This window comes from Erythrobacter sp. Dej080120_24 (assembly GCF_036322605.1).
In the GTDB taxonomy this organism is placed as follows: domain Bacteria; phylum Pseudomonadota; class Alphaproteobacteria; order Sphingomonadales; family Sphingomonadaceae; genus Erythrobacter; species Erythrobacter aurantius.
This window is the reverse complement of sequence record NZ_AP027262.1, coordinates 1,462,649-1,486,866: the sequence shown is the minus strand read 5'-3', so window position 1 is coordinate 1,486,866 and position 24,218 is coordinate 1,462,649. Positions and strand designations below refer to the sequence as shown.

Sequence of the window (24,218 nt, the reverse complement as noted above, 5' to 3'; positions counted from 1 at the left end):
GCGCTTAAAGGGTGCGAACGAGGGCACAGGAGGTGAGACCGGCTGCCTGAAAATCGTCAACCAGCACTTCGTGAAGCACCTGCAATTGCGTTGTCAGTTCGGACGCGAAAATGAACGCCGCATCTTCGGCAGGCCCGGCATCATTGTATTCGGTGCGCCGTTGCGGAGCGACCAGTGCCGGAGAGATTGCGGGCATGCCGGTGCGATCGACCCGCACGAACTGATCGTCGGGCGCATCGACAAAATCGAACGAAACGGCAGAGTCCGAACCCGACAGCGGCGGGTTGCCTTGCGGCAGTGCGAGATAGGGAAACTCGGCGCGGAAGGGACGATCATTCGCGGGAGGGTTCAACGGCAGGTTCACAAAGGTGGTAGGTGTGTGCACTGCCATGTCGAGGAAGATGATCGCCAGCGTGACGTCGATCACCGGGTCTTCCAGACGGCGCCCGTTGGGGAAACCGGATGCTTTCGACAGATCAACATTGATCGTATCGGGCACCACCAGATCGACCACCCGCTTGCCCGTGCCGGGTACGACCTGTTCAAGGCAAGGCACGACACTGGTGACGAGCTCGGTCCCTTCGGGTGGCGGGACAGGCGCTTGCTCATCGCTGCCACAAGCCGCGAGCGCGATTGTCAGTCCGATTACCGAAATGACGCCATGAATACGACGATCAGCCATTGAACTGCCCTCCCAGCCGCTCGCTGAATGTCCAGAACTCCAGCTCGTTCGCGCCGTTTTCCAGCCTGTCGCGCGGTATCTCGATCACGAATGCGGTGATATTCTGGGCACCAAAGAAATCGCGATCATTGCGGAAACTCAATGCGCCGGTGCGGCGCGTGTCGGTAAGACCTTGGGAGTCAAAGAAAAATGGATCGTCGACCAGTCCCGCAAAAACGCGGACGCCGTCCTTTTCGATGATCCGTTCGACCGAACCGATGATATCGCCATCGACCCCCGGAACGTTTTTGACCCGCACTCCGAATGCGCCATCAGAAGTGCCGCTTTCACGCCCGAAGCTGAAGACGATGGGAATGTCGGTGGTCTGGCGAGGTGCCTGGTTCGATACCGAGATCGTGTAGCGCACGTTAGGATCGTAGAAAGCGGGCAATTGCGGCGAAGACGGCCCCCCGAATGTCACCGTCATGGTGACCACATCATCATCATGCGTGACATAGAGATCAGCGATGTCTGCCGCGAAATCGGGCGTGCTGTCGCTGTTGGGATTGGTCCGTGCTGGCGGATCGAGGTGATCGGCCGCAGGTGCGGGTTTTTCACCGGTCAGAAAAGCAAGTGGCAGCAAAATCGCTGCACACCCAAGCAAAGCAAGCGCAACTGGCCGCATGAGAGAACACCTTACATCGGATAGACTTTCAGGGGTACGACTCTTCTGATTTGTCACCGGATATCACGAACTTGCGGCACCGACAATGCGGCAAGTTCTTGCCGGGCCGCTGATCAAAATCTGGTCAGCCCTGTCACATGTTGCCCAGCACCACCGGAAGGCTCATCGCGAGGCAGCCACCGCCGATGATCGCACTGCCAAGGAACAGCCCGGTCCACGGAACCCAGCCGACGCGTTCCAGCCGATCGAGAGATCGGCGCGCTGTGCGCAGCCTGTCCATAACCAGGCAAAACCCGGCGAACAGCCAGAAACCCAGCCCGGCAAGCGCCATCAAAACCGCGTCGCTGGCAAAGACAAGATCGTGGAGCATTTTCATGTTCCGCACCATGTAGGCGCGCACATCGCTTGCGCAAAGCTGCGTGGTGCCTAATGCCCCAATTATGGATGGTTCCGTAGCCCGCCCCCGCCCATTTCTTGCGTTGGGCCTTCGCCTTGCGACGGCGGCAACGCTGGCGACCATGGCGATGCTGGTGAAGCTGGCGGGCGAGCACGGAGCGCATCTGGCCGAACTGGTGTTCTGGCGGCAATTCATTTCGCTGATCTGCATCGCCGCATTGCTGGCCGCCTGGGGCAAGCTCGGTACGATCAGGACAAAGCGGTTCGGCGCGCACACCCTGCGGGCCGCCTATGGCCTTACAGGCATGTTCTTCGTCTATGGAGCGGTCATCCTCCTACCACTCGCAGAGGCCACCGCGATCAGCTTTACCGCTCCGTTCTTTGCCGTGCTGCTTGCCGTTGTCCTGTTTGGTGAAAAAGTGGGCATGTATCGCTGGGGCGCGGTGGCGCTGGGGTTTTCCGGCGTGGTCGTGCTGACCCAGCCTGCATTTGGATTGGGGGGTGCAACCGGAATGGACCCGATCGGCGCGGTTGTGGGACTTGTCGCGGCTTTCATGGTGGCGCTGATCAGCTTCCAGATTCAGGACCTGAACAAGACCGAAGCACCCTGGACGATCGTCTTCTGGTTCGTCGCGCTGACAACCCCTGTCGCGGCGCTGGCGCTACCTTTCGTGTTCCAGCCGCACGATGCCCAGACATGGGCCATCATCGTGGCCATGGCGCTGTGCGGGGCGCTTGCACAAATATTACTCACCACATCGCTCCGGTTCGGCTCTGCCGGAGTGATACTGTTGATGGATTACACGTCGTTGCTGTGGGCCACGTGGTATGGTTTCAGCGTGTTCGACCGCGCACCGCCTGCCAGCCTTTGGCTCGGCGCGCCGCTTATCGTCGCAGCGGGGCTGCTGATCGCATGGAGGGAACGGCAGATCGCGGTCGCGCGTCAAAAGACGCAGACAACCGAGGTCTGATTGCGCTAAAGCTGGCGCAGAAAGGAACCCCCATGATCCGCAAGATCGTTCTTACCGCAGCGCTTGGAGCCTTCGCCCTTGGCACAACCGGCTGCAACACCGTCAAAGGCCTTGGCCGCGACATCGAATCCGTCGGCCGCAAGGGCGAAGAGGTGATCAGCCATGCCCCGCCCGCTTCGCGCGAAGAAGCTCAACCGGCGCGGTAAACCACTGTCAGATTGTTGGCCGGCATCGCATGGCGGGCCGTGCGCGCAAAGCCGTGGCTGGCTGCGACGGCATCGACATCCTCCAGCCGGCGCAAACCCCACTGCCCGTTTCTTGAGCGCAGGCTTTCGTCGAACTCGATGTTCGACGGCGCCGTTTCAACGCCTTGCTCAATATATGGGCCATACAGGATCAGCGGCAAATTCCTGCCGCCCAGAAACCGGGCAGCCCCTTCAAACAGGCCCAGTGTCGCTTCCCACGGACTGATATGGATCATGTTGATGCACAGGATTGCATCAGCGCCGCGGACCTCCCAGCTTGCGGGTGATGCCGCATCCAGAACCATCGGCAGACGCAGGTTGGTGCCGTCATATTCGTTCAAATAAGCGAGGATCGATGCAATCGCCTCGGCATCGGGATCGCTCGGCTGCCAGTCGAGATTGCCGAACAGATCCGCGAAATGGACGATATGTTCGCCCGATCCGCTGGCAATCTCCAATACGGTTCCGCTCTTCGGCAATTCTTCGTGCAGCACCGCCGCGATGGGATCGCGATTGCGCAGTGCGGCGGGTGCGTGTTTCTTCATCGCTGCACCGCCGCCATCAGTTGACCTGCCGCTCCTGCCCCTCCCAATAGGGCGCACGCAATTGCCGCCGCAGGATCTTGCCAGAGGCATTGCGCGGCATTTCGGGGATCACGTCCACGCTTTTGGGGGCCTTGAACGCCGCGATGCGCTCGCGGGTCCAGGCGATCAGTTCGGCCTCGTCGATGGTTGCGCCAGGCTTGGGGACCACGCAGGCTTTTACCTCTTCGCCCCAGCGCTCGCTTGGGACACCGATCACCGCGACCTCGGCCACGGCAGGATGACCGAACACGGCGTTTTCCACTTCGGCGGGATAGACGTTTTCGCCGCCCGAAATGATCATGTCCTTGATCCGGTCCTGGATATAGACATAGCCGTCTTCGTCCATCACGGCGGCATCGCCCGTATGCAGCCAGCCATCCGGATCAATCGTTTTGGCGGTGGCATCGGGCAGTTTCCAGTACCCTGCGGTGTTCGAGGGGGATCGGATGCAGACTTCGCCGATTTCGCCGCGCGGCACCTCCTTGTTGTCTGGCCCCCGCACCTCGATCTCGACACCCGGACATGCCTTGCCCGCGGAACGCATCCGCTGGTTGCCTTCGATGGTGTGATCTTCGGGCGGGAGGATCGAGATCGTCCCGCTGGTTTCCGTCATGCCGTAAGCCTGCAGGAAGTTCGCATTGGGCATGGTGCGCACCGCCTGCTTGAGCAGTTCGAGTGGCATCGGCGCGGCGCCGTACATGAGATAGCGCAGGTGCGAGAAATCGGTTTCGGGTGCGCGCGGATGCTGCACCACCATTTGCAGCGCAGCGGGCACGATGAACATATGGGTTGCCCCGTTCTCGATCGCCTCAAGCACGCCAACGGGCGTGAATTCGGCCTGCAAGAGGCAGCGTATGCCATTGGCAAGAGCAATGTTGATCAGGCCCGTTCCGCCAATATGCGCACACGGCATGGCAACCAGCATGCAGTCGCCTTGGTCGTAGAAATTCCAATGCAGTCCAATGGCATTGCCGGGATTGCGCAGGCCCAGCAGATTCGCGTTGGAAAGCACCGCGCCCTTGGGATTGCCGGTGGTGCCAGAGGTGTAGAGTTGCAGGATCGGATCATCCGCATGTGGGGGGTCATAAGCCGCCGGCTCAAGACCCGCAGCCTCACGCAGCGCGGCCGATGCCTCGATCACGGCAGGCTTTTCGGGCACATCGGCGGCAACCGCCAGTGCGGTATCGACGAATTCCTCGCCCGCGAACAGCAACTTTGCCCCGGTGTCGGACAGGATATAGGCGATTTCAGGCGGAGCCAGCCGCCAGCCGATCGGCACCATCACAGCGCCCATGCGCGCTGCCGCCATGTAAAGTAGGCAATAGCGATCGGAATTCTTGCCGAGCCACGCGATCCTGTCTCCCTTTGCCAACCCGCGCGCCTTGAACAGCGCGATCAAGCGACGGGTCATCGCGTCAGCTTCGGCATAGCTGGTGATGCGCCCGTCCTGCTCGAACGCGGTCTGATCGGGGCGCTTTTCGGCCCAGAAAGCCAGAATTTCATCGAAGGTCACGAAATCGTGATGAGGATCGCCCTTGACGGTCCCTTCCCATGTCATGCTTGCTCTCCCAAAGCTGTTTGCCCTTGGGTTAAGCATTTCAGGCAGTCACGGTCCAGCGGTTTGCAGCCTGCCCGTTACTAATGCCAGCGACCAAGCTTGCGCGCCGCCGGCTCACGGATCAGCAGCCACAGCCCGAGGCCGAGTGGCCCGGCAAGGAATGTCGCCAACAGCACCGGAGCCTGAATGAAACGCGAAATGTCCTTCATGTCGCCATCGCGGGCAATCCAGATGCCGACGAACAGGTCAAAGGCAAGGTAATGCGTCCAGCCGATGGTGACGCCCGCATCGCTGGCAAAGATTGCGCGTACACCTTCGATGGAAGAGAAGTCCGCCCCTCCCCCGTCAGTCGGGATGGCGCCGCTCAAGACCCCGATCAGGCCAGCGGCATAGACAAGGCAGAGCAGGCCAACCCCCAGATAAAGCAAGGCGGCAAGCAAAGCGGGCCAGCGCGGTAAAAGGATCAAAGCGGTCCATGCAATCAGGGCCAGCATGTTCACCGCGCCAAAAATCGGGTTCCAATCCATCCGCGCTACTCCGCCGCGTGCAAGGCCTTGGCGCGCCATTCGCGTGCCGCCCGCTTCATCGCCTCATTGTCATGGGTGAAACGCCCCTGCGCCTTGCGCTGGCACAGGCCCAATGCCGCTTCCGCCACCAAATCAGCGTCAATCGAACGGAACATCTCCCATTTTGCGGGCATCAGCGGGTCGATCACCGGGCTGGCAAATTGCGCAAGCGCTTCAAGCGGACGCAGATCATCCTTGCGCTCGCCACGGAGCAGGCCGGGCCGCAGGATGTCGAGGCGTTTGAAACCGACCTTCGACACAGCCTGTTCGACCTCGCCCTTGACCCTCAGATACAGGTTCTTGGCAGTGGGGTCGGATCCGGCGGCGGTTATCAGAACCATGTTCGGAATACCGGCCGCGACGGCGGCTTTGGCGGTCGCAATCACCAGATCATGATCGACCGCACGAAACGCCGCTTCGTCACGCCCTGCCTTTTTCCAGGTGGTGCCGAGCGCACAGATCAACGCACGAGGGCGCACCGCTTCCAGCACCTCGCCCCACTTGGCCGGTTCGGCAACGAAGACTTCAACCCGAGCACCCTTGGGCAAGGGCGCCTCGCGCCGGGCTATGCCGACCATGCGCACTTCATCCCCGGCGCTGGAAATCGCAATAAGGCGCTGACCGATCAGGCCAGTCGCGCCGACCAGGCCTATACGCGTGGGAGCGTGTACCACAGGGCTCGGATCAGACATTGATCAGCCCCCTTGGCCGTTCGCCATAGATCGTCTCGCAAGCCTGCATTGCAAAACGATCGCTCATCCCGGCAATAAAGTCGGCGATGACGCGGCTGCGCTGCGGGTCCTGCTCGGGCAGTTTGGCGCGCCATTCGGGCGGCATCAGGCCCGCATCCTGCGAATAGGCCGCAAACAGTCGCGCCACGACATCGCGGGCACGCTCAGCGGCACTGACCTGTTCGGGATGGTAGTAAAGTCTTTCGTACATGAAGGCTTTCAGCCGCCTTTCGTGTTCACGCATCTCGGGTGAAAATCCGGCCAGTTGCCGTCCGGCATCGCGCACTTCTGCGACCGATCCCACACCCTTGGTCATTTCCCGCGTGTGTTGCAGCACGTCATTGACCATCAGACCGATCTGATCCCGGATCAGTTCGCGCAGCTGGCGATCACGCGGAGCATTGGGGAAGCGCCGTTCGACCGCCCGCCATTGATCGGCGAGAAAATCGAGCTGGAGCAGGTCGTCGAGATCGAGAAAGCCCGCACGTAGGCCGTCATCAATATCGTGGTTGTCATAGGCGATATCATCGGACACCGCCGCAATCTGCGCTTCGATCGAAGGCCAGGTGCCAAGATCAAGCGGGAATGCCTCATCCAGTTCCGCCAAGGCCCAGTTGGGCGCGGCGACCGGGCCGTTATGTTTGGCCAGCCCTTCGAGCAGGTCCCACGTCAGATTCAGTCCATCATGCTCGGGATAGGGGCTTTCAAGCCGCATGACGGTACGCAGCGCCTGCGCGTTGTGGCAAAAGCCTCCGTGGCGCGCCATCGCCTCGGAAAGGGCCGATTCCCCTGCATGGCCGAAGGGTGGATGGCCCAGATCGTGAGCGAGACAGAGCGCCTCGGTCAGATCCTCGTCCAGCCCCAGAGCGCGTGCCAGCACCCGGCCGATCTGCGCCACTTCGATGCTGTGGGTCAGCCGCGTGCGGTAATGATCGCCCTCTGGCGATATGAAAACCTGCGTCTTCGACTTGAGGCGGCGGAAGCTCATCGAATGGATGATGCGATCGCGGTCGCGCTGGAAATCGGTCCGCGGACCACGGCTTTCGGAACCGGTGATCTTGCCCAACGCAGCGTTTCCGCCGAACTCGCGCCCGCCATGCGAATAGGGATCTGCAGCAAAGGGAGCACGCGTTGTCACGACGAACCGCTTATTTCACAGTGCGCGCAGGCTCAACCGGAACAGATCGGCAACCTTGAAGGATTGCGGTGGACAGACCGGTTTGAGAGACATCGCCGCTGATTTGAAAAAAAGGGACCGCTTACCGGGTGCAATGGGGGGGTGGTAAGCGGCCCCAAGAGCCTTTTGGCCCCTGGGTCAACGGTGCGACCCGAAGACCCGGAAATTGTCTGTTACTTATCGATGACAATTTCAGGGCGCGCACGTAAGGGGGTCGCGTGAATGTTGCACCCCATGCATCACAGACTTGCGACCAACCGTTCTTGGCAAGGGGCAAGCCGCCAACTAATTCACCAATTCCTGTTCAAGGATCCAGTCTGCGGCCGCTTCACAATGGATTCTGGTAGAATCAAACACCGGCAAAACGTTTGCGTCGACGTCCACGACAAGGTCGAGTTCGGTGCAGGCAAGGACGATCGCCTCGGCTCCTTCCTGTGACTTGTTGGTGATGATTGTCTTCATCGCGCGCTGAGCATCGCGGGTCACTTTACCCACCATCAATTCGTCGTAGATGATCCGGTCAAGCGTTTCGACATTGTCCATGTTGGGCGGCAGCAGATCGATCCCGTGGGCGACCAGCCGCTTGCGATAGAAGCTTTCCGTCATCACGTTGCGCGTCCCGATCAGCGCGGCACTCTTGTAGCCGGCTCGTTTCAGTGCGCGACCCACATATTCGGCAATGTGCAGGATGGGTATATTCACTGAGGCGGCGACATCGTCATACAGCTTGTGCATGGAATTGGCGCCGATGATGATGCCCTCGGCTCCTGCACCTTCGAGCCGTTTGGCGCTTTCGGACAGGATCACGCTGGCGCGCTGCCAGTCGCGTTCTTCGCGCAATGCGTAAAGCTGGCAGAAATCGAGGCTTTCGATCAGCATCGGCGCGCTCGCCATAGGGGCGGCGCGACGCTGGACGATCCGGTTGATGCGATCGTAATAGATGCCTGTCGACACCCAGCTCATGCCGCCGATCAATCCCAGTTCTCGCAATGTGATCCCCGAATCTGTGTGCGCTGCACAAGAGATGTAGCGACGAAGCGGCCTCCGCGTCCATAGGGCGCGGTTTTGCCATTCAATCAAATGATTTGGATGGTTAATTCCGGCTTAAGCGTCAGGGTTGCGCAATCGTATCGAGCCATTTGCGGACATCGGCGATGGTCGCTTCGGGGGCCTCTTCCTGAGGCAGGTGGCCGATGCCCGGATAAACGATCATCTGCGAGTTCGGCAGGTTCTGATCGATCCATTCGCCGGCCGCGACCGGGATAAGGCGGTCTTCGTCCCCCCACAGGATCAGCGCCGGACTTGCTATGCCGGTCAGTTCCTCTTCGGTCAGCACCTCATAGGGGGTACTGAAGCGAGCCATCGTCGCCGCGCGGTTACCGGGATAGCGGAGAAGCTCCCAGTAACGATCAATCGCTTCCTCGGTCACCACCGACTTGATCGAGACGCTCTGGTCCAGACTCTGCGCGATGAGTGCCCGCGGAGTGATCTGTTCAGCGATCTTGTTGATGCCGGGCGTGCGGGCGATGGTGAAACCGATGTTGCCGCCGCCGCTGTCTTCGTCATCGTCCTGTTTCACCTTGCGGACCGGGCTACCCCCGGCATCGACAAGGATCAGTCCCCGCACCCTCTCGGGATAGCGCGAGGCATAGGCAAGCGCGTGTTTCCCGCCCATCGAATTGCCGCCGATGAAGAAGCTTTCAATGCCAAGCGCATCGGCCACTTCGTCAATGTCCGATGTAAAGCTGGCGAGGCTGTAGTCATGCGCGGGATCGGGGCCGGTCAGTCCGTGCCCGATCTGGTCGAAGCGGACGATGCGGTAGCTGTCCGACAGACCTTTAACCCACGGCTCCCAGGTGTGCAGATCGGCGTTGGAGCCGTGCAACAGGATGATTGCCGGGGCATCGCGCGGCCCCTCGTCACGCAGGTGAGCCGTCACGCCATCGCCGATTGCGACGAATTGCGAAGGAGGCGCGCCGTATTTGGCGCGCATTTCAGCCGCGTCGGTATCAGGCGTGCGAAAGATCAGGAAGGCGACGACAAGCACCGCCAAAACGACGCCGACGACCCGCAGAAACCACTTCATCGATCCATTCCTTCAATCCACTCGCGCATAACCGCAATCGCCTTGTGATCGATGCTGGACCGGCCCAGTTCGGGCATGGCGACGCCCGCTTCGTTCGAGTCCATCCGATGCACGAGGATCGACCGTTCAGGCGCCCCCGGCTCTATCGACACCAGGAAACCCCCTGCTCCACGTCCAGCCGCGACAGGCGGCTTTCGCACGCCGATGGCAAAGGGATCATCCTGTTCCCAGCGCAGGTCGAGCCCGGAATTGGACGCGCCGCCACCGGGTCGGTGGCAATGCGCACAGTTCACGTCCAGATAAGCCCGGGCGAGCGCGGCATTGTCCGCTGCCGCATCTGTCCACCGGGGCAATGCATGCGCAACCTTGGGGGCAGTATCCAGCCGCCCGTCACCGGCCAGTCGCTGCAACAGATCGGATGACAAGTTGCGCGCCTTGGGCCCGATCGGGATCACCTCGCCATCGAGCGAATGGCACGACTTGCACTGGTTCTTGTTAGGAATGCGATAGCTGATGTCCTCGCCCGCAGGCGTGGTGATCGGCATGCGAGCCCCAGCCAGCGCCAGCGTCGCCTCGGTCTGATCATCGTTCCAGCGATAGGGCAGCGCCAGCCACCCGTCCGCACGATGCAGCAGCAGGCGCGTTTCGATGTAGCGTTGATCATCGCCCTCACCGAAAGCGAAAGTCTTGATGATCGCGCTGCCGACCGGGAATTGCAGGAGGCCTTCGCCGTCCGCCTTCACCTGCTTGCCTTCGGGCACGTAGACATAACGCAGCTTGTCCGCGCCATCGGACCATAGCGGCGTATTGAGTTCATAGGGGATCAGCCGGGCATCCGGCACGCGGCCTGCGGCATCGAGGAAGAAGCCGTATTCGGCAAGCGTGCGCGGCATTTCACGCACTTCGCCGTCGAGTTGCACCTCGCCCAGAATGGCCGCATCATTGATGAAAGGTGGCGGCAAAGCAGACGCTTCGCGAGCGGCCGAAACCGCCAACGCCAGAGCGCCCGCTGCCAATCCTGCAATCGCCAGCGAACGGATCATCCGATGCGATCATCCAGCTCTGCCGGAGCGCCAATGCCGCTGCGGTCAAACTCACTCGTGGGCGGCTGTGCCATCAGCGGCGAAGGACTGGCTCCGCCAAGCCCCTTGCCCTGTTCGGTCAGGTTCAAGGACCAGCCCTGCGTCCCTTCGACCGCGTAAATCGAACCCAGCCCGTCCCATAGCACCGGGGGCAAGGCACCGCCAAAGGCTGCGAGCAGCATCTCCGCCCCTTCAAGCTGCGGGTCGTCACCGCCCCGGCCATAAAGGTTTTCGCCCACCACCACATCGCGTGGGAAAGGATTGTAGCGTTCATCATCGAAGCCGAGCGTGTACGCGATTACCATGATCGGCGCGGTCGGGTTTTCGTCGATGATGTTGTTTTCGATCAGCACCTTGTCATTGGCCATAACCATAATGCCCGTTCCCCGGCGCACTCCGGCGACGATGTTGCCCGGCGGCGCGAAATTGGGTGTGTCATTGGCCACCACCAGATTGTTGGCGACAATCACATTGCCCCCGCCCATCACCGGCAGGCCGGGCAGGTCGAACACCAGAATTCCCCCGGTGTTGCGGGTGGCGATATTGTGTTCGACCAGAGCGTTACGGCTGTTTTCGATCTCGATTCCGGCGACATTCGCCTCGGCAATCGAATTGCGCACGGTGATCCGGTTCGACTGGCCGACATAGATCCCGGCGTCCGATGCTCCGGTGACCTTGGCCCCGTCGATCAGCACCCCGGTGCTTTCAACCGGGTAGATGCCATAGGCGCCGTTGCCTGCGTCCGGCCCGTTGGTCCAGGTGACGCGGATGCGGTAATACACGATGTTGTCCGCACCCTTCGACTTGATTCCGTCGCCCTTGGGGTTCTCCAGCGCGAAATCGCGAAGGGTGACGTTGTCCGAAGTCACCAGCAGCCCCTCGCCCGATCCGGCCTGTGTGGTGAAATCGAGCACTGTGCCGTCCATGCCCGATCCGCGAACCGTCACTCCGTCGACATCAAGGCTAAGCCCGTCAGTCAGGACATAACGCCCCGCCTCCAGCACGATCTCGTCGCCCGGCTCCGCCAGGATGAGAGCCTCCTGCAAACGCTCCTGCGCGCCTTCACCCGGTGACACCACATGCGTTTCAGCCAGCAGCGGAGCCGCGCTCGCAAGCGCCAATGCGGCTATCGTCAATCTGATCATTTGTCCCTCTCCCAATCCCGTTTGGCTGCACAGTGCCGCAGAACGCGGGCGCGCTCAACCACCCTCGGCGCGGGCAAGCCCTTCAAGCGAAAGCTTTCTGCCCGGCGCAAATTCGAGCGAGTGGCGGAAGGCCTCTGCCGCGTCGGCCTTGCGGCCGAGCGCAAGCAGTTCCTCTCCCAGCAATTCCCAACTCGGCTTGGCAATCGCCGGCGGGCCGAAGACCACCGGCAATGCGCTTTCGGCACGAGCCGCTTCGTACAGGGCCCGAATTCCGGCGTCTGTATCACCCGAAGCAAGCATCAACAGCGCGTCAACCTGCGCCACCGCGCGTTCGACCCAGGGCATGGTTGTGCGATCATCAGGCGCGGTCCTCGCGAGCAGCGGGACCATTTGCTCCGCATCGAGGCGCATATTGGACACTGCGCTGGCAAGCTTTTCGGCATCACCCCGGTGCTGAAGCGCTGCCACATGGGTCATCGTGATCCGAGGTAGCCGGAACTTATTCGCCTCCTCGCCAAGCGGTTCGGGCCAGATCCCGGTATCGACTGCCTGCCATGCGGCCATCACCGAATAGCTGCGCACGGCCCCGTAATTGGCCTCTTCCCCTTCGGCCGGGTCGGCATCGGCGCGGCATAGGGCTACGCGTTCGCTTGCATCCTTGCCCTGCTGCAAAAGCGCATAGACCAGCCATTCATTGTAGTGCCCGCAATGCGCCGGACCGCGCCCTGCCGCCGCGCGCTGACGATCGACCACGGCATCGGCGAGGATGTTGGCTTCTTCCGAAGCCTCCCAATCGGCGAGCGCGTGGAAAATGTGGCTGATCATGTGCTGCGCGTGGCCAGCATCGGGCGCGACCTTGGCGTAGCGTTGAGCCATGCGCCTGCCGAGCGGAGCGTGGACCGGATCGTCATAGGAATGGATCAAGTAGTGCAGGATGCCGGGGTGCTGTTCATGCGTCATGAAGCCCGGCTCCAGAATGCCCGCAGCCTCCATGTACAGCGCGATGTCGCGCCCACCGTGCGAAGTGCCGAGTACCGCCAGCCCGGTGAAGGCGCGCACGTCGATGTCATCGGGCCACATGGCGAGCATGGCGCGCATCTTCGCCAGATAGGCGTGATCGCGTTCTTCCTTGCTGCCGCTATCGCCATACAGCGTTTCCAGCGCGTCCATCCATGCCTTCTCCCGCGGGCCGCGAGCCTTGGCTGCACGCTCCTCAGCCGTCGGCGCGAGCCGCGCGAGGATCGCCCGTGCCGCGTCGCGGTCCTGCTCTTCCCACAGCGGATGATTGTGGGTCATTGCCTCGCCCCAATAGGCCATGGCGAACGCCGGATCGGCCTCCTGACTTTCCCGGAAAGCGGCGGCGGCGCGGCCGTATTCGAAATTATGCAGCAGCGCGAGGCCGCGCAGGAAATGCTCCTTCGCCGCTTCGCTCGTCTCGACCTCGAACACTATGAATTCGGTGCCGACACCTCCCACGGCTGCGTCGGCCGTCTGGGCGGCAACTGAGGTCAGGGGAACGGTGCAAAGCGCCAAGGCGGCGGAAGCAAGTAAAAGGCGTGGCATGACAATCTCTCCTTGCCACTGTTGTGCGACAGGGTGCGCCGCCAAGGCAAGGCGAGAGTTTATCAGCCGATGCCGATTGCGCACAATCCGGCGCTGGTGGTGACGACTGCCACCGCTTCGCCGTCGCCGACGCGGCGCAGGCGCTTCACCAGTTCGCCAAGGCCATAGCCGCCATCCGGCTCGCCCTCGCGCGCCTTCATCCCCTGTTGCAGCTGGACACCCGCAACAACCACATGTTTTCGGCGCAAACGGTGGGATAATAGATTGAGCAAGCAGAGTGGCTGCCTGAGCGCCTGATTATGGGAGTTTTCCGGTTGCCTTCTGGCCATTTTCTGCCTCGCGTGTGCCTTCCAGACGCACCTATCCGGTGGCGGCTTGTCGTTCATGGAAGATCAGGCGGTCGAAGTTGTAGACCAGGTTCGCGAGGGTGAGCTTGGCCTGGGCGCGGGCCAAACCGATGGTGCGGATGAAGAGCCCGTATCGCCCCTTCTGATGGGCAAAGACATGCTCGACGCGGGCGCGGACCGCTGACTTGGCGGCATTTGCGCGTGATGTCTGCTCGGGCATCGGCTTGCCCTTGGGCTTGCGGCGATGGATGCGACTTTTGAACATATGCCGTGACAGCCACGTCTCGTTCTTTCGGCTGCGATAGGCGCTGTCAGCCCAGACATCGCTAGCCGTGTTGTCCGGATCGATCACATGGCGCAGTTCCCGCCCGTCGCTATGCGCCGCCGAGGTCACCTTGCCCTTTCGGATAAAGCCGAAGCGTCGATCAATGCTGATATGGCTCTTGTAGCCGAACACCGGCGTGGCGATCTGCGGAAGAGGCGTCCCATCGGCGCGGTACCGGACCTTGCCTCCGACCTTGACCGTCCAACGGGCATCGACATCCTTCTGGTGCGCCTTGTTCGGCTTGCCTGGCCAGATCTGCTTTGCTGACCTGCCCGCCTTCACCGCGGCCTTCTCGTCCTCGGTATTGCGCTGCTTGGGAGCCGGCACCAGCGTGGCGTCCACGATCTGCCCGCCCATAGCGAGATAGCCGCGTTCGCGCAGTTGCTGCTCGAAAGCCTGCATCAGCGCTTCGAACGTGCCGCTTGTCGTCAGTCGGTTGCGGTAGTGACGGATGGTGTTCTCATCGGGCATCGTGCCGCCCAGATCGAAGCCGAAGAAGCGCATCCACGAAAGCCGGTCGCGGATCATGAACTCCATGCGGGCGTCGGAAAGGTTGTGCTGCGCCTGCACCACCAGCACTTTGAACATCGAAACTGGATCGAACGGCGGCCTGCCGCCCTTCGCACCATCGCTGTATCCCAGCCCCTCTACCAGCAAGGAGCGGAAACGCTCGAAGTCCACTGCGTCTGCCAAAACCTCAAGTGGATCGCCATCCCGGCTCAGTCGCTCCAGGTGCTCCGAAAGTGAAAACAGGCTCGATGGTTGCATCAGCATTATCTCCTCGCCGACGCTGAATCACATCAGTACGGGAAATGCGAGGGGTTATTGCGGGTGTCCAGCTTGTAAAGCTGGAACAGCGAAAGCCGGTCGACCATCCGATCGGACATGCATTCGGCGCGCTCTTCGGACACGCCGGATTCCTCCAAAGCGGACTGCACCTGCCACTTCACCAGTGGATCAGCCAGCCCGGTCTGGAACGCGATACCGATCAGCAGGGCCAGCGCGACCGTGCCGAACAGGAATTTGCCCATCAGTCGAGAGCTTTCACAATTTCCTCGACCATCTTCTTTGCATCCGCGAGGAGCATGACGGTCTGGTTCATGTAGAAAACATCGTTGTCGACGCCGGCATAGCCGACCCCGCCCATCGAACGCTTGATGAAGAACACCTGCTTGGCCTTGTCCACGTCGAACACGGGCATGCCATAGATCGGCGAGCTCTTGTCGGTCTTCGCCGCCGGGTTCACCACGTCATTCGCGCCAATGATGAAGGCCACATCAGCCTGCGCGAAGTCGGAGTTGATATCCTCCAGCTCGAACACCTCGTCATAGGGGACGTTGGCTTCGGCCAACAGCACGTTCATGTGGCCGGGCATGCGGCCCGCGACAGGGTGGATCGCGTATTTCACGTCCACACCCTTTTCCTTGAGCGTGTCGGCCATTTCCCGCAGCGCGTGCTGCGCCTGTGCCACCGCCATGCCGTAGCCGGGAATGATGATGACCTTTTCCGCCTGTTCGAGCATATAGGCCGCGTCTTCGGCGCTGCCCTGCTTGTACGGGCGTTGCTCGCGCGCTTCGCCGCCACCGCCAGAGCCCGCGTCGGCGCCAAAGCCACCCGCGATCACGCTGATGAAGCTGCGGTTCATCGCACGGCACATGATGTAAGACAGGATCGCACCCGACGAACCGACCAGCGCCCCGGTGATGATCATCGCGCTGTTGCCCAGCGTGAAGCCCATCGCCGCTGCCGCCCAGCCGGAATAGCTGTTCAGCATGGACACAACCACCGGCATGTCCGCGCCACCGATCGGGATGATCAGCAGGAAACCGATAAGGAAGGCCAGAATGGCGATCCAGATGATCAGCATACCTTCGGCAGGCCCGCCCGCACCCGACATGGCATAGGCGGCGATAAGGCCGAGGATCGCGGCCAGCGTACCGAGGTTGATGAAATGCCGCGCCGGGAGCAGGATCGGCGATCCGCTCATCCGTCCCGAAAGCTTGAGGAAGGCGATGACCGATCCGGAGAAGGTGATCGCACCGATGGCAATGCCGAGGCCCAGTTCGATCCGGCTGACAACGAGGATCTGCCCCGCTTCATCAAGGATGCCGAACGCGCCGGGGTTGAGCCACGCGGCAAAGCCCACCACCACGGCGGCAAGGCCGACTAGGCTGTGAAATCCGGCGACCAGTTCGGGCATTGCGGTCATCGCGATCTTGCGCGCCACCGTCACCCCGATGATCCCGCCAAGGAAGATTGCGATCCCGATTTCGGCGATATTGGCAATGTCGTGCGTCACCAGCGTGGTGACGAGCGCGATTCCCATGCCGATCATGCCGTTGCGGTTGCCAGCCCGGCTTGATGCGGGGCTGGAAAGGCCGCGCAATGCGAGGATGAAGAACACGCCCGACGCAAGATAGGCGAGCATCGCCCAGGCTGGGGTTCCGGCGGCGCCTTCCGCCGCGCCTGCAAGAATGGAGAAGCTCATCTCTTACTTCTCCTTCTTCTTGTACATCGCGAGCATGCGCTCGGTCACGGCAAAGCCGCCGAAGATGTTGACGCTCGCCAGCACCACGCCGAACAGGCCGAGATATTTCGCGACGGGATCGTTGGCCTCAGCCGCCGCAATCAGAGCACCGACGATGATCACAGAGGAGATCGCATTGGTCACCGCCATCAGCGGAGTGTGCAGCGCCGGAGTAACCGACCAGACCACATAGTAGCCGACGAAACACGCCAGCACGAAGATCGATAGGATTGAGATGAAGTCCATTATTACGCCTCTGCAGTTGGTCTGCGTGGTTAAGCCTTATGTCCGCGCTAGCTTTGAAATCACCAATTAGAAGAAAGGGATTGTTCCTTCGGGTTCGAACGGCGTGATGCGGATATACGCGCCTGACGGATTCTCATCTGCCACCCTGATCCGCATACCAAAAAATTCCTTCTCGGACGGCAGCTCATTGCTTTTCAACGATGCACCCGACCTGAGGCACTCCGTCCGAGAACGTGACCCGCCCCAAATGGTCTGGAGATCATTGGTCTTTGTGCAAAGCGAATAAGCAACGCTCCTGACGAAGGGGTAATCGTCTGCGGGCTTCCAAGAGAGCGACAGGTAAAATTGGAAGGGCTTGTCTTCGGGCCAGTCAGATTGCCGCGTATACCGGGCGACTGTTCCCAGCGGCATCATTCCCGATGACCTTGCCTCGAACGAAAACATCATGAATTCAAAGTCGCGATCGTGAAAAAACCAGTAGTCGAAATCACCATCGCTGTCGGGGTCTAAAAAACAGGGTATGCCACCCCATCCTCTGGGCCGTGCAAGCGGGCATCCCGCAGTCTGCTCCCCGTTTGTCATCAACACGAGAAAGCTACCCTCAGGCAGAATTTCCTTCCCGCTTTTCCGTGTCAAAGCCTGTTGAAGACGCGCTGAATTCGCCGGCCATAAGTCGGCGATCGCGAACTGATGTGCCTGTTCATTCGGTTGATTGGCAAAAACGAGAAGTTGCTCATCAAGAGCGCGGTAACTCCAGTAAGGAAAAAACCGCAGCTTACCTTCAAACCCGACCGGCGCTGGAGCCTCGGGCTCTACGGATTGAGCATGGCCAAGCTGAGCTGTGCATAGCAGGCTTGCCAACAGCAGTGACCTTACCCGCCTGATCACCCCTTCAGCCTCTCGTTGACGATCTCTCCGCCCTTGGTCAGGCGGATCGCGTCGCCGATCTCTTCGTCGAGTTCGGGCTTGCCCGCTTCCTTGTCCCAAAATGCGGAAAGGAAGTTGAAGTGGTTGCGCGCGAACAGCGCCGATGCGTCGGCGGCCAGATGCGCGGGGGTGTTGGCATAGCCGATGATCTTCACACCGTGCTTTTCGACGACTTCGTCAGGCTTTGATCCTTCGACATTGCCGCCCTGCGCGACGGCGAGGTCGAAAATCACGCTACCCGGCTTCATCGTCGCGATCTGCGCGTCGGTGATAAGCACCGGAGCAGCCCGACCGGGGATGAGCGCGGTGGTGATGACGATGTCCTGCTTGGCGATATGCTCGGAAACGAGCTTCGCCTGAGCGGCCTTGTATTCCTCGCTCATCTCGGTGGCATAGCCGCCCGAGCCTTCGCCTTCGATCCCGGCCACATCGGTCACGAAGATCGCTTTCGCGCCGAGGCTTTCGATCTGCTCCTTGGTCGCAGAGCGCACGTCGGTGGCGGATACCTGCGCGCCCAGACGCCGCGCCGTCGCAATCGCCTGAAGCCCGGCGACACCCACGCCCATGATGAAGCATTTCGCCGCCTGCACGGTGCCGGCCGCGGTCATCATCATCGGGAAAGCGCGACCATAAGCGTCCGCCGCGTGGATCACCGCCTTGTACCCTGCAAGGTTGGACTGGCTCGACAGCACATCCATCGACTGCGCGCGCGTGATGCGCGGCATGAATTCCATCGACAGCGCCTCAAAACCCGCCTTGGCATAGGCGGCGACAAGATCGCCCTTCTGGAACGGATCGAACAGCGCGGCCACCCATGCGCCGGCTTTCGCGCCTTTCAGATTCGCCACTTCGGGTGCCTGCACGCACAGCACGATGTCGGCGTCCTTTGCGGTTGCCGCCAGCGTGCCTACCTTTGCCCCTGCCTCTTCATAGGCGGCATCGGTGATCGAGGCGTGCGTCCCGGCACCCTTTTCGATCGCGACTTCATTGCCCAGACCAATGAATTTCTTCACCGTTTCCGGCGTGGCCGCGACACGGGTTTCCCCCGCGGCGCGCTCTTTAAGCACTGCGATCTTCAAGTGACGGTACCCCGGTTTATGGCGCGATCAGCGCAACGACGAACAGGGTGATGATCGCAATCAGCGGCACCGCCCATTTGAGCGCACCCATGAAGCTGCCATAGGTCGAGCGCGCCTTGTCCATGTCATGCACAGTCATGATTTTATTCCCCTTGAGATCCCAAACGGTGAAATTGGCAAATGGTTGCCGAAAAATTGCCAGCAGGCTTGATCATCGCCCCGTATCCGAGCGCGCGAGCTAGCTCAAGTCAGCAATGTTGACAGGGCAAGCTGTGCCCAAGTGGCAATCCGGTGAGATCGGTCCAACAGCCTTAATTCAGTCTTTACCCGCGCCGGATAAGAATCCGGCACGTTTCACCCTGGGACGGTTTGCCGGGGGATTGAGGGGTCAAGGCTGGATTGATGGCACAGGTGAATACGCGCCCTGATTCTGACAATGAGACTCGGATTGTCCTGCTGATCGATGATGAGCCGGCACAAAGCCGTCTGATCTCGGCCATCGCTGCGCGCGAGGGCTGGCGCACTGTCGTGGCAAGCGATGCCGAAACCGCGATTGCCATGCTGGGCACGCGCGAAGGCATGCAATTATCGGCAATCCTGCTCGATCAATGGGTTCCGGGCGATGATGCCTGCTCTCTGATCGCCGAATTGAAGGAACGCCGCCCTGCTTTGCCGATCCTGATGCTGACGACCAGCGCATCCCCGCTGCTCGCGGTTGAGGCGATGCGCGCAGGGGCGAGCGATTATCTGGTGAAGCCGGTCTCGCCCGATCGGCTGATGGAGGCGCTGCGTACTGTTACCACGCGCGAGGCTCCGCGCAACGAGCTGGCCCCGCTGACCGAGAAAATGTCGGCCAATCTCGACTTTGAAGCCATGATCGGCACCGCTCCCACCTTCCGCGCCGCGCTGGCGCAGGCGGCGAAGGCTGCTCGCGGGCACGGCCATGCGCTGATCGAGGGAGAAAGCGGCACGGGCAAGGAAATGCTGATGCGTGCGATGCACGCCGCATCCCCGCGCTCCAAAGATCCGCTGCGCATCATCAACATCGCCAGCGTTCCGCCCAATTCGATCGAATCGGTGCTGTTCGGGCATGAACCCAACGCCTTTCCCGGCGCATTCGACCGCCAGATCGGCGCGCTTCAGCATTGCGATGGCGGAACTCTCGTGCTCGACGAAGTCGACCGCATGAGCGCGCCGGCACAGAACCGCCTGCGCGAAGCACTGGAAACCGGGATCATCCGCCCGGTCGGCGCGGCACACGGTTTCCGCGTCGATGTGCGTCTGCTTTCGGCCAGCAATTGCAGCCTTTCGCAGTTGGCGGAAGGCGGGCTGTTCGACCCGGCTCTTGCCCAGCAACTTGCAGGCACACGCATCAGCCTGCCCCCATTGCGCGAGCGCACCGGCGACATTCCGGCGCTGACGCGGCATTTCCTCGGCCGGATCGGTGAACAGCCGGGGCTGACCCATCTCTCGATTTCAGACAGCGCGCTGGCGCTGCTTGCGGCATATGACTGGCCCGGCAATGTCCGGCAGTTGCAATCTGTGCTGTTCCGCGCCGCGGTCTATTGCGAAGGCGATACGCTGACTGCCGACAGCTTCCCGCAGCTTTCCGAACTGCTGGGCGAATTGCAGATCGGAGCAAGCCAGAGCTCGCACGATGGCGTGGGCATCATGCTCTACACCGAGGACGGCAATCTGCGTCCGCTTGAGGAGATCGAGGCCGACGTCATCCGCCTTGCCATCGGCCATTACCGCGGCCGCATGACTGAGGTTGCCCGCAGGCTGGGGATCGGTCGCTCGACGCTGTATCGCAAGCTTTCCGATCTGGGCATCGACAACGCGGCCTGATCCGCCTAGCGCGGCGGGCATGACTGACATTCAGGACTTCGCCGGGCGCACCGCGCTCGTCACCGGGGCTGCATCGGGGATCGGTGCGGCATGTGCAAAGGCGCTTGCGGCGCGCGGAGCGGCGAGGCTGGTGCTCGTCGATGTCGATCCGCAGAGGATGGCGGCTTTGGACCTCAAGTGCGAGGTCGAAGCGGTGGTCGGCAGCGTCGCGGACGAAGCGCTGTGGGCCGATCTCGAACCCCGCCTTGCCGGGCTCGACCATGCGGTCGTCAACGCCGGGATCGGCGCGGGCGGGCCGCTGGCCGACATCGCCCTGTCCGAATGGCGCCGGGTGATGGACGTCAACCTCGACGGGGCTTTCCTCACCCTGCGTTCGGCCCTGCGCGCGATGAAGGCGGGCGGCAAAGGTGGCAGCATCGTCATCACTTCCTCCACCACCGGAGTGAAGCCCGTGCCCGGCATCGGCCCCTATGGCGTGTCCAAAGCCGCAGTCTCGCACATGGCCCGCATCGCCGCGCGCGAGAACGCCGAGCACGCCATCCGCGTCAACGCCATTGCGCCGGGCGGGGTTGATACCGCCATCTGGGAAAGCTCCCCCGACTTCCTCGCCTCGGTCGAAGCGAACGGGCGCGAAGCGACGCTCAAGGCGATGGCCGGGACGACGCCGCTGGGCCGCTTTGCCACTCCGGACCAAATCGCGAGCGACATTCTCTACATGCTCTCCGACGCCGGATCGAACCTGACCGGGCACGTGCTGGTGTCGGACGGCGGCTTCACCCTGTGATCACCACGAAACCGTCCGCACAGCCCGTTCCTCGCCTTCCACCGCACCGCGCATCGTCATGGTGAAGGTGCGCGCGGCCCAGTCGATCTCGACAAGGCCGAAGTTCTCTTCCGAGATGAAGTCCGTCACCCGTGTCGGATCGGGTTCGCGCGCGGTGTTCTGCGCGGTGCTGGAGAAGGAGTAGTTGAGCGAGGAGCTGGTCAGCTCCCAGATCTGCTCACCCGCGGCCGCCTCGGGCGTGGCGGTGTAGATTCCCCCCGCATGGCGATCGCCCGACAATAGCACCATCCCGCTTTCCTCACGCCCGGCCAGCACGCGGTAAAGCCGCTCGCGTTCCAGCGGCAGGTTCTCCCACGCTTCGTAATCATGCGCGTCGGTGATCACCTGGATCGACGAGACGATGATCCTGAAGTCGGCAGGCTTCGCCAGTTCCTGTTCCAGCCATTGCCACTGCGCATCGCCCAGCACCGTGCGCGAGGCATCGTTACTGGGGACATAGGGGCCAAGCGGCGGACGTTCGGGCGTGTAGTCCATGCGATCGAGATCGGAGCGGAAGAAGCGCGTATCCAGCATGATGATCTGAGTGCGCTGACCGTCCTTGCCCACGATCACGCTGTCATAGATGCCCGGGCGCGACTTTACCGCGTCCGACGATCCCCAAAACGTCTCGAAGATCGTCTCCGACCAGCCGCGGAAGGCGAAGCTCGCCCCGGCATCGTTCATCCCGTAATCGTGATCGTCCCAGGTCGCCATCATCGGCACCTTCGCCCGGAATGCCGCCAGTTCGGGCGTGCGCGCCTGCAAACCATACGCCTCGCGCAAGGTCGTCAGCGCGGCATCACCGCTCCAGTTGCTGTCGCCGTAGTTGTTGTCGCCGATCATCAGGAAGGCTTGCGGATTGGTGCGCGCGATCACATCCCAATAGGCCTGCGAACGCGACTGGTGGTTGCAGCTGCCAAAGGCGAGCCGGGTAATCACTGTATAGGGCGCAAGCGAGACATTGGCCGGGGCGACGGGCAGCTCCACCCGGCTTTCCAGCCTGGCGTAATAGGCGGCCAGCAGGTCTTCGGCATACATCGGCACATGGCCGTCGCCGTGGCGCGGGTGCTGGCCCTGCCCGCCCGCATGCTGCCCGTGCGCGGCATGCCCGGCATGGGCGGAGTGATCCTGCTGGGCGCCCGCCATCAGCGGAGCGGCGACAAGCGCGGCGAGTGCGGTTCCAAGGCCGAGGAGCGAGGTGGTGCGCAAGGGTGATCTCCAATTGCTGATTCGGGCATTCTCTGCGCCGGGTAGATGACGGTATGGCGACGTCTTTTGCATGGGCCGCGTCATGCGGGCAACTGGCCAAAGTCGGTCAGCGCCGCATCGCGCATGCCCCGCCAGACGTTGCGCGCCTGCACCGTTTCGGGAACGTCATGCACCCGCAGCAAGTGGACGCCCGCATCCATCCCCCGCATCGCCAGCGCGATTGATCCGCCCAGCCGCTGATGCGCGGGTTCCTCACTCGACAGCGCGCCGACCATCCGTTTCCGGCTGACCCCCAGCAACAGCGGGCTTCCTAAAGCATGGAACAGCGGTAGCGCGTTGATGAGAGCGAGATTGTCCGCGAGGCTCTTGCCAAAGCCGATGCCGGGATCGAGCACGATGCGTTCCTCTGCCACGCCAGCCGCAATCGCCCGCGCACGCTGCGCCTTTAGGAAGTCGAACACCTCGCTCACGACATCGCCATACTCGCCGCCTTGATGCAGATCATCGCCCGTCCCCGGCGCGTGCATCAGCACCACCGGGCATCCGGCATTCGTCACCAAAGTCAGGCTGCGCGGGTCATAACGCAGCGCGGACACGTCATTCGCCATATGCGCGCCCTTCGCCAGAGCCGCCTCCAGAACGCCTGCGCGCCGCGTATCCACGCTGATCGCGGCGCCCATTTCGGCGCAATATTCGACAGCAGGGATCACCCGCTCGATCTCGTCGCCTTCCCATGTCGCCGCGCCGCCCGGACGCGTGCTCTCGCCGCCAATGTCGATGATCGCTGCACCGGCTTCGAGCATTTGCGCCGCGTGGCGCTGGCCCGCCTCCGGCTTTTCGAGGAACTCGCCACCGTCGCTGAAGCTGTCGGGCGTGACGTTGAGCACACCCATCACCTGCGGCTGATCGAGGCGGATCGTGCGATCCCCCAGTTGCAGCGGCGCATGCAGTTTTTGCAGGTTCGCCCATTGCAGCCGCGCTTCATCCGCGAGCGATGCGTCAAGGCTGGTCAGCGCCGCGTCAAACCCGCGCGCGCCGAACAACAGGCGCTGCGTGACCCGACCGCTATCACGCACCACCAGCGCAAAACGGCTGGCATAGGCCATGCTGCCCGCCAGCCGGATCGACGCCCCGTCCTCTGCCTGAGGACTGGCGGCAAGGCCGATCGGGTGGAGATAGACCCGGGTTGATTTCGGCGCGCTCACAGGCCGGAACTCCTACAGGATGGAACATGTGGAACACTGTCCAAGGGAAAGAATCGCGATTGTGTCACCCTTTGGCGGGAAAGTGTCACCTTACCCCCGCGATGTGTCACCCTCGCGCGGGCGAGTGTCACCCGAACGGGCGAAAGCGTCACCTTTCGCGGCGCAAAGCGTAACGCTTTGCCCATGCAAAGTGTAACCTTTGGGCGGGGAGAGAATGCGATTTCCATGCCCG

Annotated in this window: 27 protein-coding genes; 4 read left to right on the top strand and 23 right to left on the bottom strand. The window is 62.0% G+C overall.

What is annotated here, in order from left to right:
* Nucleotides 1-4: 4 nt before the first annotated feature.
* The 3 genes from AABA34_RS07085 to AABA34_RS07075 form a co-directional block, all read right to left on the bottom strand.
* On the bottom strand, nt 5-682 hold the full coding sequence (locus AABA34_RS07085) for a DUF4331 family protein (RefSeq protein ID WP_338304498.1): 678 nt from the start codon (nt 680-682) through the stop codon (nt 5-7).
* The gene (locus tag AABA34_RS07080) at nt 675-1,304 is read right to left on the bottom strand and encodes a DUF4331 family protein (protein WP_338304497.1); all 630 of its coding nucleotides are present in this window, start codon (nt 1,302-1,304) and stop codon (nt 675-677) included. Before AABA34_RS07080 ends, AABA34_RS07085 begins: the two co-directional genes overlap by 8 nt.
* Before the next feature lie 175 nt (nt 1,305-1,479).
* Nucleotides 1,480-1,722, bottom strand: coding sequence for a hypothetical protein (locus AABA34_RS07075; RefSeq protein ID WP_034953266.1), 243 nt, complete (start codon nt 1,720-1,722; stop codon nt 1,480-1,482).
* Between the two features lie 64 nt (nt 1,723-1,786).
* Here AABA34_RS07075 and AABA34_RS07070 point away from each other — a divergent pair, with 64 nt between their 5' ends.
* Nucleotides 1,787-2,713 carry a DMT family transporter gene (locus AABA34_RS07070; protein ID WP_338304496.1) on the top strand — a complete coding sequence of 309 codons (927 nt, stop codon included), beginning with the start codon at nt 1,787-1,789 and terminating at the stop codon, nt 2,711-2,713.
* A gap of 32 nt (nt 2,714-2,745) precedes the next feature.
* The gene (locus AABA34_RS07065; protein ID WP_338304494.1) at nt 2,746-2,919 is read left to right on the top strand and encodes an Entericidin EcnA/B family protein; all 174 of its coding nucleotides are present in this window, start codon (nt 2,746-2,748) and stop codon (nt 2,917-2,919) included.
* Here AABA34_RS07065 and AABA34_RS07060 read toward each other — a convergent pair.
* From AABA34_RS07060 to AABA34_RS06975, 18 genes are all read right to left on the bottom strand, one after another.
* Nucleotides 2,904-3,503, bottom strand: coding sequence for a DUF938 domain-containing protein (locus AABA34_RS07060; protein ID WP_338304493.1), 600 nt, complete (start codon nt 3,501-3,503; stop codon nt 2,904-2,906). The two genes, AABA34_RS07065 and AABA34_RS07060, sit on opposite strands and share 16 nt — an antisense overlap.
* A 16-nt stretch (nt 3,504-3,519) precedes the next feature.
* Nucleotides 3,520-5,100 (bottom strand): fatty acid--CoA ligase, encoded by a 1,581-nt coding sequence (locus tag AABA34_RS07055; protein WP_338304492.1) that lies wholly within the window; start codon nt 5,098-5,100, stop codon nt 3,520-3,522.
* Nucleotides 5,101-5,180: 80 nt separating this feature from the next.
* On the bottom strand, nt 5,181-5,666 hold the full coding sequence (locus AABA34_RS07050; RefSeq protein ID WP_338304491.1) for an ABA4-like family protein: 486 nt from the start codon (nt 5,664-5,666) through the stop codon (nt 5,181-5,183).
* Nucleotides 5,633-6,358 carry an NAD(P)H-binding protein gene (locus AABA34_RS07045; RefSeq protein WP_338304489.1) on the bottom strand — a complete coding sequence of 242 codons (726 nt, stop codon included), beginning with the start codon at nt 6,356-6,358 and terminating at the stop codon, nt 5,633-5,635. Before AABA34_RS07045 ends, AABA34_RS07050 begins: the two co-directional genes overlap by 34 nt.
* Nucleotides 6,351-7,535: a deoxyguanosinetriphosphate triphosphohydrolase gene (locus AABA34_RS07040; protein WP_338304488.1), complete on the bottom strand. Its 1,185-nt coding sequence runs from the start codon at nt 7,533-7,535 to the stop codon at nt 6,351-6,353. Before AABA34_RS07040 ends, AABA34_RS07045 begins: the two co-directional genes overlap by 8 nt.
* Before the next feature lie 324 nt (nt 7,536-7,859).
* Nucleotides 7,860-8,564, bottom strand: coding sequence for an aspartate/glutamate racemase family protein (locus AABA34_RS07035; protein WP_338304487.1), 705 nt, complete (start codon nt 8,562-8,564; stop codon nt 7,860-7,862).
* Between the two features lie 121 nt (nt 8,565-8,685).
* Nucleotides 8,686-9,660 carry an alpha/beta fold hydrolase gene (locus AABA34_RS07030; RefSeq protein ID WP_338304486.1) on the bottom strand — a complete coding sequence of 325 codons (975 nt, stop codon included), beginning with the start codon at nt 9,658-9,660 and terminating at the stop codon, nt 8,686-8,688.
* Nucleotides 9,657-10,703, bottom strand: a complete 1,047-nt coding sequence (locus AABA34_RS07025; protein WP_338304485.1) for an SO2930 family diheme c-type cytochrome — start codon at nt 10,701-10,703, stop codon at nt 9,657-9,659. The genes AABA34_RS07030 and AABA34_RS07025 overlap by 4 nt, the downstream gene beginning before the upstream one ends.
* The gene (locus tag AABA34_RS07020; protein WP_338304484.1) at nt 10,700-11,887 is read right to left on the bottom strand and encodes a parallel beta-helix domain-containing protein; all 1,188 of its coding nucleotides are present in this window, start codon (nt 11,885-11,887) and stop codon (nt 10,700-10,702) included. The genes AABA34_RS07025 and AABA34_RS07020 overlap by 4 nt, the downstream gene beginning before the upstream one ends.
* 54 nt (nt 11,888-11,941) lie before the next feature.
* On the bottom strand, nt 11,942-13,450 hold the full coding sequence (locus AABA34_RS07015; protein ID WP_338304483.1) for a hypothetical protein: 1,509 nt from the start codon (nt 13,448-13,450) through the stop codon (nt 11,942-11,944).
* A 62-nt stretch (nt 13,451-13,512) separates the two neighbouring features.
* Nucleotides 13,513-13,650, bottom strand: coding sequence for a hypothetical protein (locus AABA34_RS07010; protein ID WP_338304482.1), 138 nt, complete (start codon nt 13,648-13,650; stop codon nt 13,513-13,515).
* A 160-nt stretch (nt 13,651-13,810) separates the two neighbouring features.
* Entirely contained in the window at nt 13,811-14,896 is a 1,086-nt protein-coding gene (locus AABA34_RS07005; RefSeq protein WP_338303289.1) for an IS5 family transposase, read from the bottom strand.
* A 26-nt stretch (nt 14,897-14,922) separates the two neighbouring features.
* On the bottom strand, nt 14,923-15,153 hold the full coding sequence (locus AABA34_RS07000; protein WP_338304481.1) for a hypothetical protein: 231 nt from the start codon (nt 15,151-15,153) through the stop codon (nt 14,923-14,925).
* A complete protein-coding gene (locus AABA34_RS06995) occupies nt 15,153-16,610 on the bottom strand; it encodes an NAD(P)(+) transhydrogenase (Re/Si-specific) subunit beta (RefSeq protein WP_416831259.1) in 1,458 nt (485 codons plus the stop codon). Before AABA34_RS06995 ends, AABA34_RS07000 begins: the two co-directional genes overlap by 1 nt.
* 3 nt (nt 16,611-16,613) lie before the next feature.
* Nucleotides 16,614-16,895 (bottom strand): NAD(P) transhydrogenase subunit alpha, encoded by a 282-nt coding sequence (locus tag AABA34_RS06990; protein WP_034952674.1) that lies wholly within the window; start codon nt 16,893-16,895, stop codon nt 16,614-16,616.
* 66 nt (nt 16,896-16,961) lie between these two features.
* Complete coding sequence (locus tag AABA34_RS06985) at nt 16,962-17,756, bottom strand: hypothetical protein (protein WP_338304480.1); 795 nt, start codon at nt 17,754-17,756, stop codon at nt 16,962-16,964.
* A 23-nt stretch (nt 17,757-17,779) separates the two neighbouring features.
* Nucleotides 17,780-18,901 carry an NAD(P) transhydrogenase subunit alpha gene (locus tag AABA34_RS06980; protein WP_252260289.1) on the bottom strand — a complete coding sequence of 374 codons (1,122 nt, stop codon included), beginning with the start codon at nt 18,899-18,901 and terminating at the stop codon, nt 17,780-17,782.
* 16 nt (nt 18,902-18,917) lie between these two features.
* A complete protein-coding gene (locus tag AABA34_RS06975; protein ID WP_256471495.1) occupies nt 18,918-19,040 on the bottom strand; it encodes a hypothetical protein in 123 nt (40 codons plus the stop codon).
* 263 nt (nt 19,041-19,303) lie between these two features.
* Here AABA34_RS06975 and AABA34_RS06970 point away from each other — a divergent pair, with 263 nt between their 5' ends.
* On the top strand, nt 19,304-20,749 hold the full coding sequence (locus AABA34_RS06970; protein WP_034952669.1) for a sigma-54-dependent transcriptional regulator: 1,446 nt from the start codon (nt 19,304-19,306) through the stop codon (nt 20,747-20,749).
* Nucleotides 20,750-20,768: 19 nt separating this feature from the next.
* The gene (locus AABA34_RS06965) at nt 20,769-21,533 is read left to right on the top strand and encodes an SDR family NAD(P)-dependent oxidoreductase (RefSeq protein ID WP_338304479.1); all 765 of its coding nucleotides are present in this window, start codon (nt 20,769-20,771) and stop codon (nt 21,531-21,533) included.
* Here AABA34_RS06965 and AABA34_RS06960 read toward each other — a convergent pair whose 3' ends face one another.
* Both AABA34_RS06960 and folP read right to left on the bottom strand, forming a co-directional pair.
* Nucleotides 21,534-22,781 (bottom strand): alkaline phosphatase D family protein, encoded by a 1,248-nt coding sequence (locus AABA34_RS06960; RefSeq protein WP_338304478.1) that lies wholly within the window; start codon nt 22,779-22,781, stop codon nt 21,534-21,536.
* An 80-nt stretch (nt 22,782-22,861) separates the two neighbouring features.
* The gene (gene folP, locus AABA34_RS06955) at nt 22,862-23,986 is read right to left on the bottom strand and encodes a dihydropteroate synthase (RefSeq protein ID WP_338304477.1); all 1,125 of its coding nucleotides are present in this window, start codon (nt 23,984-23,986) and stop codon (nt 22,862-22,864) included.
* Between the last annotated feature and the right edge of the window lie 232 nt (nt 23,987-24,218).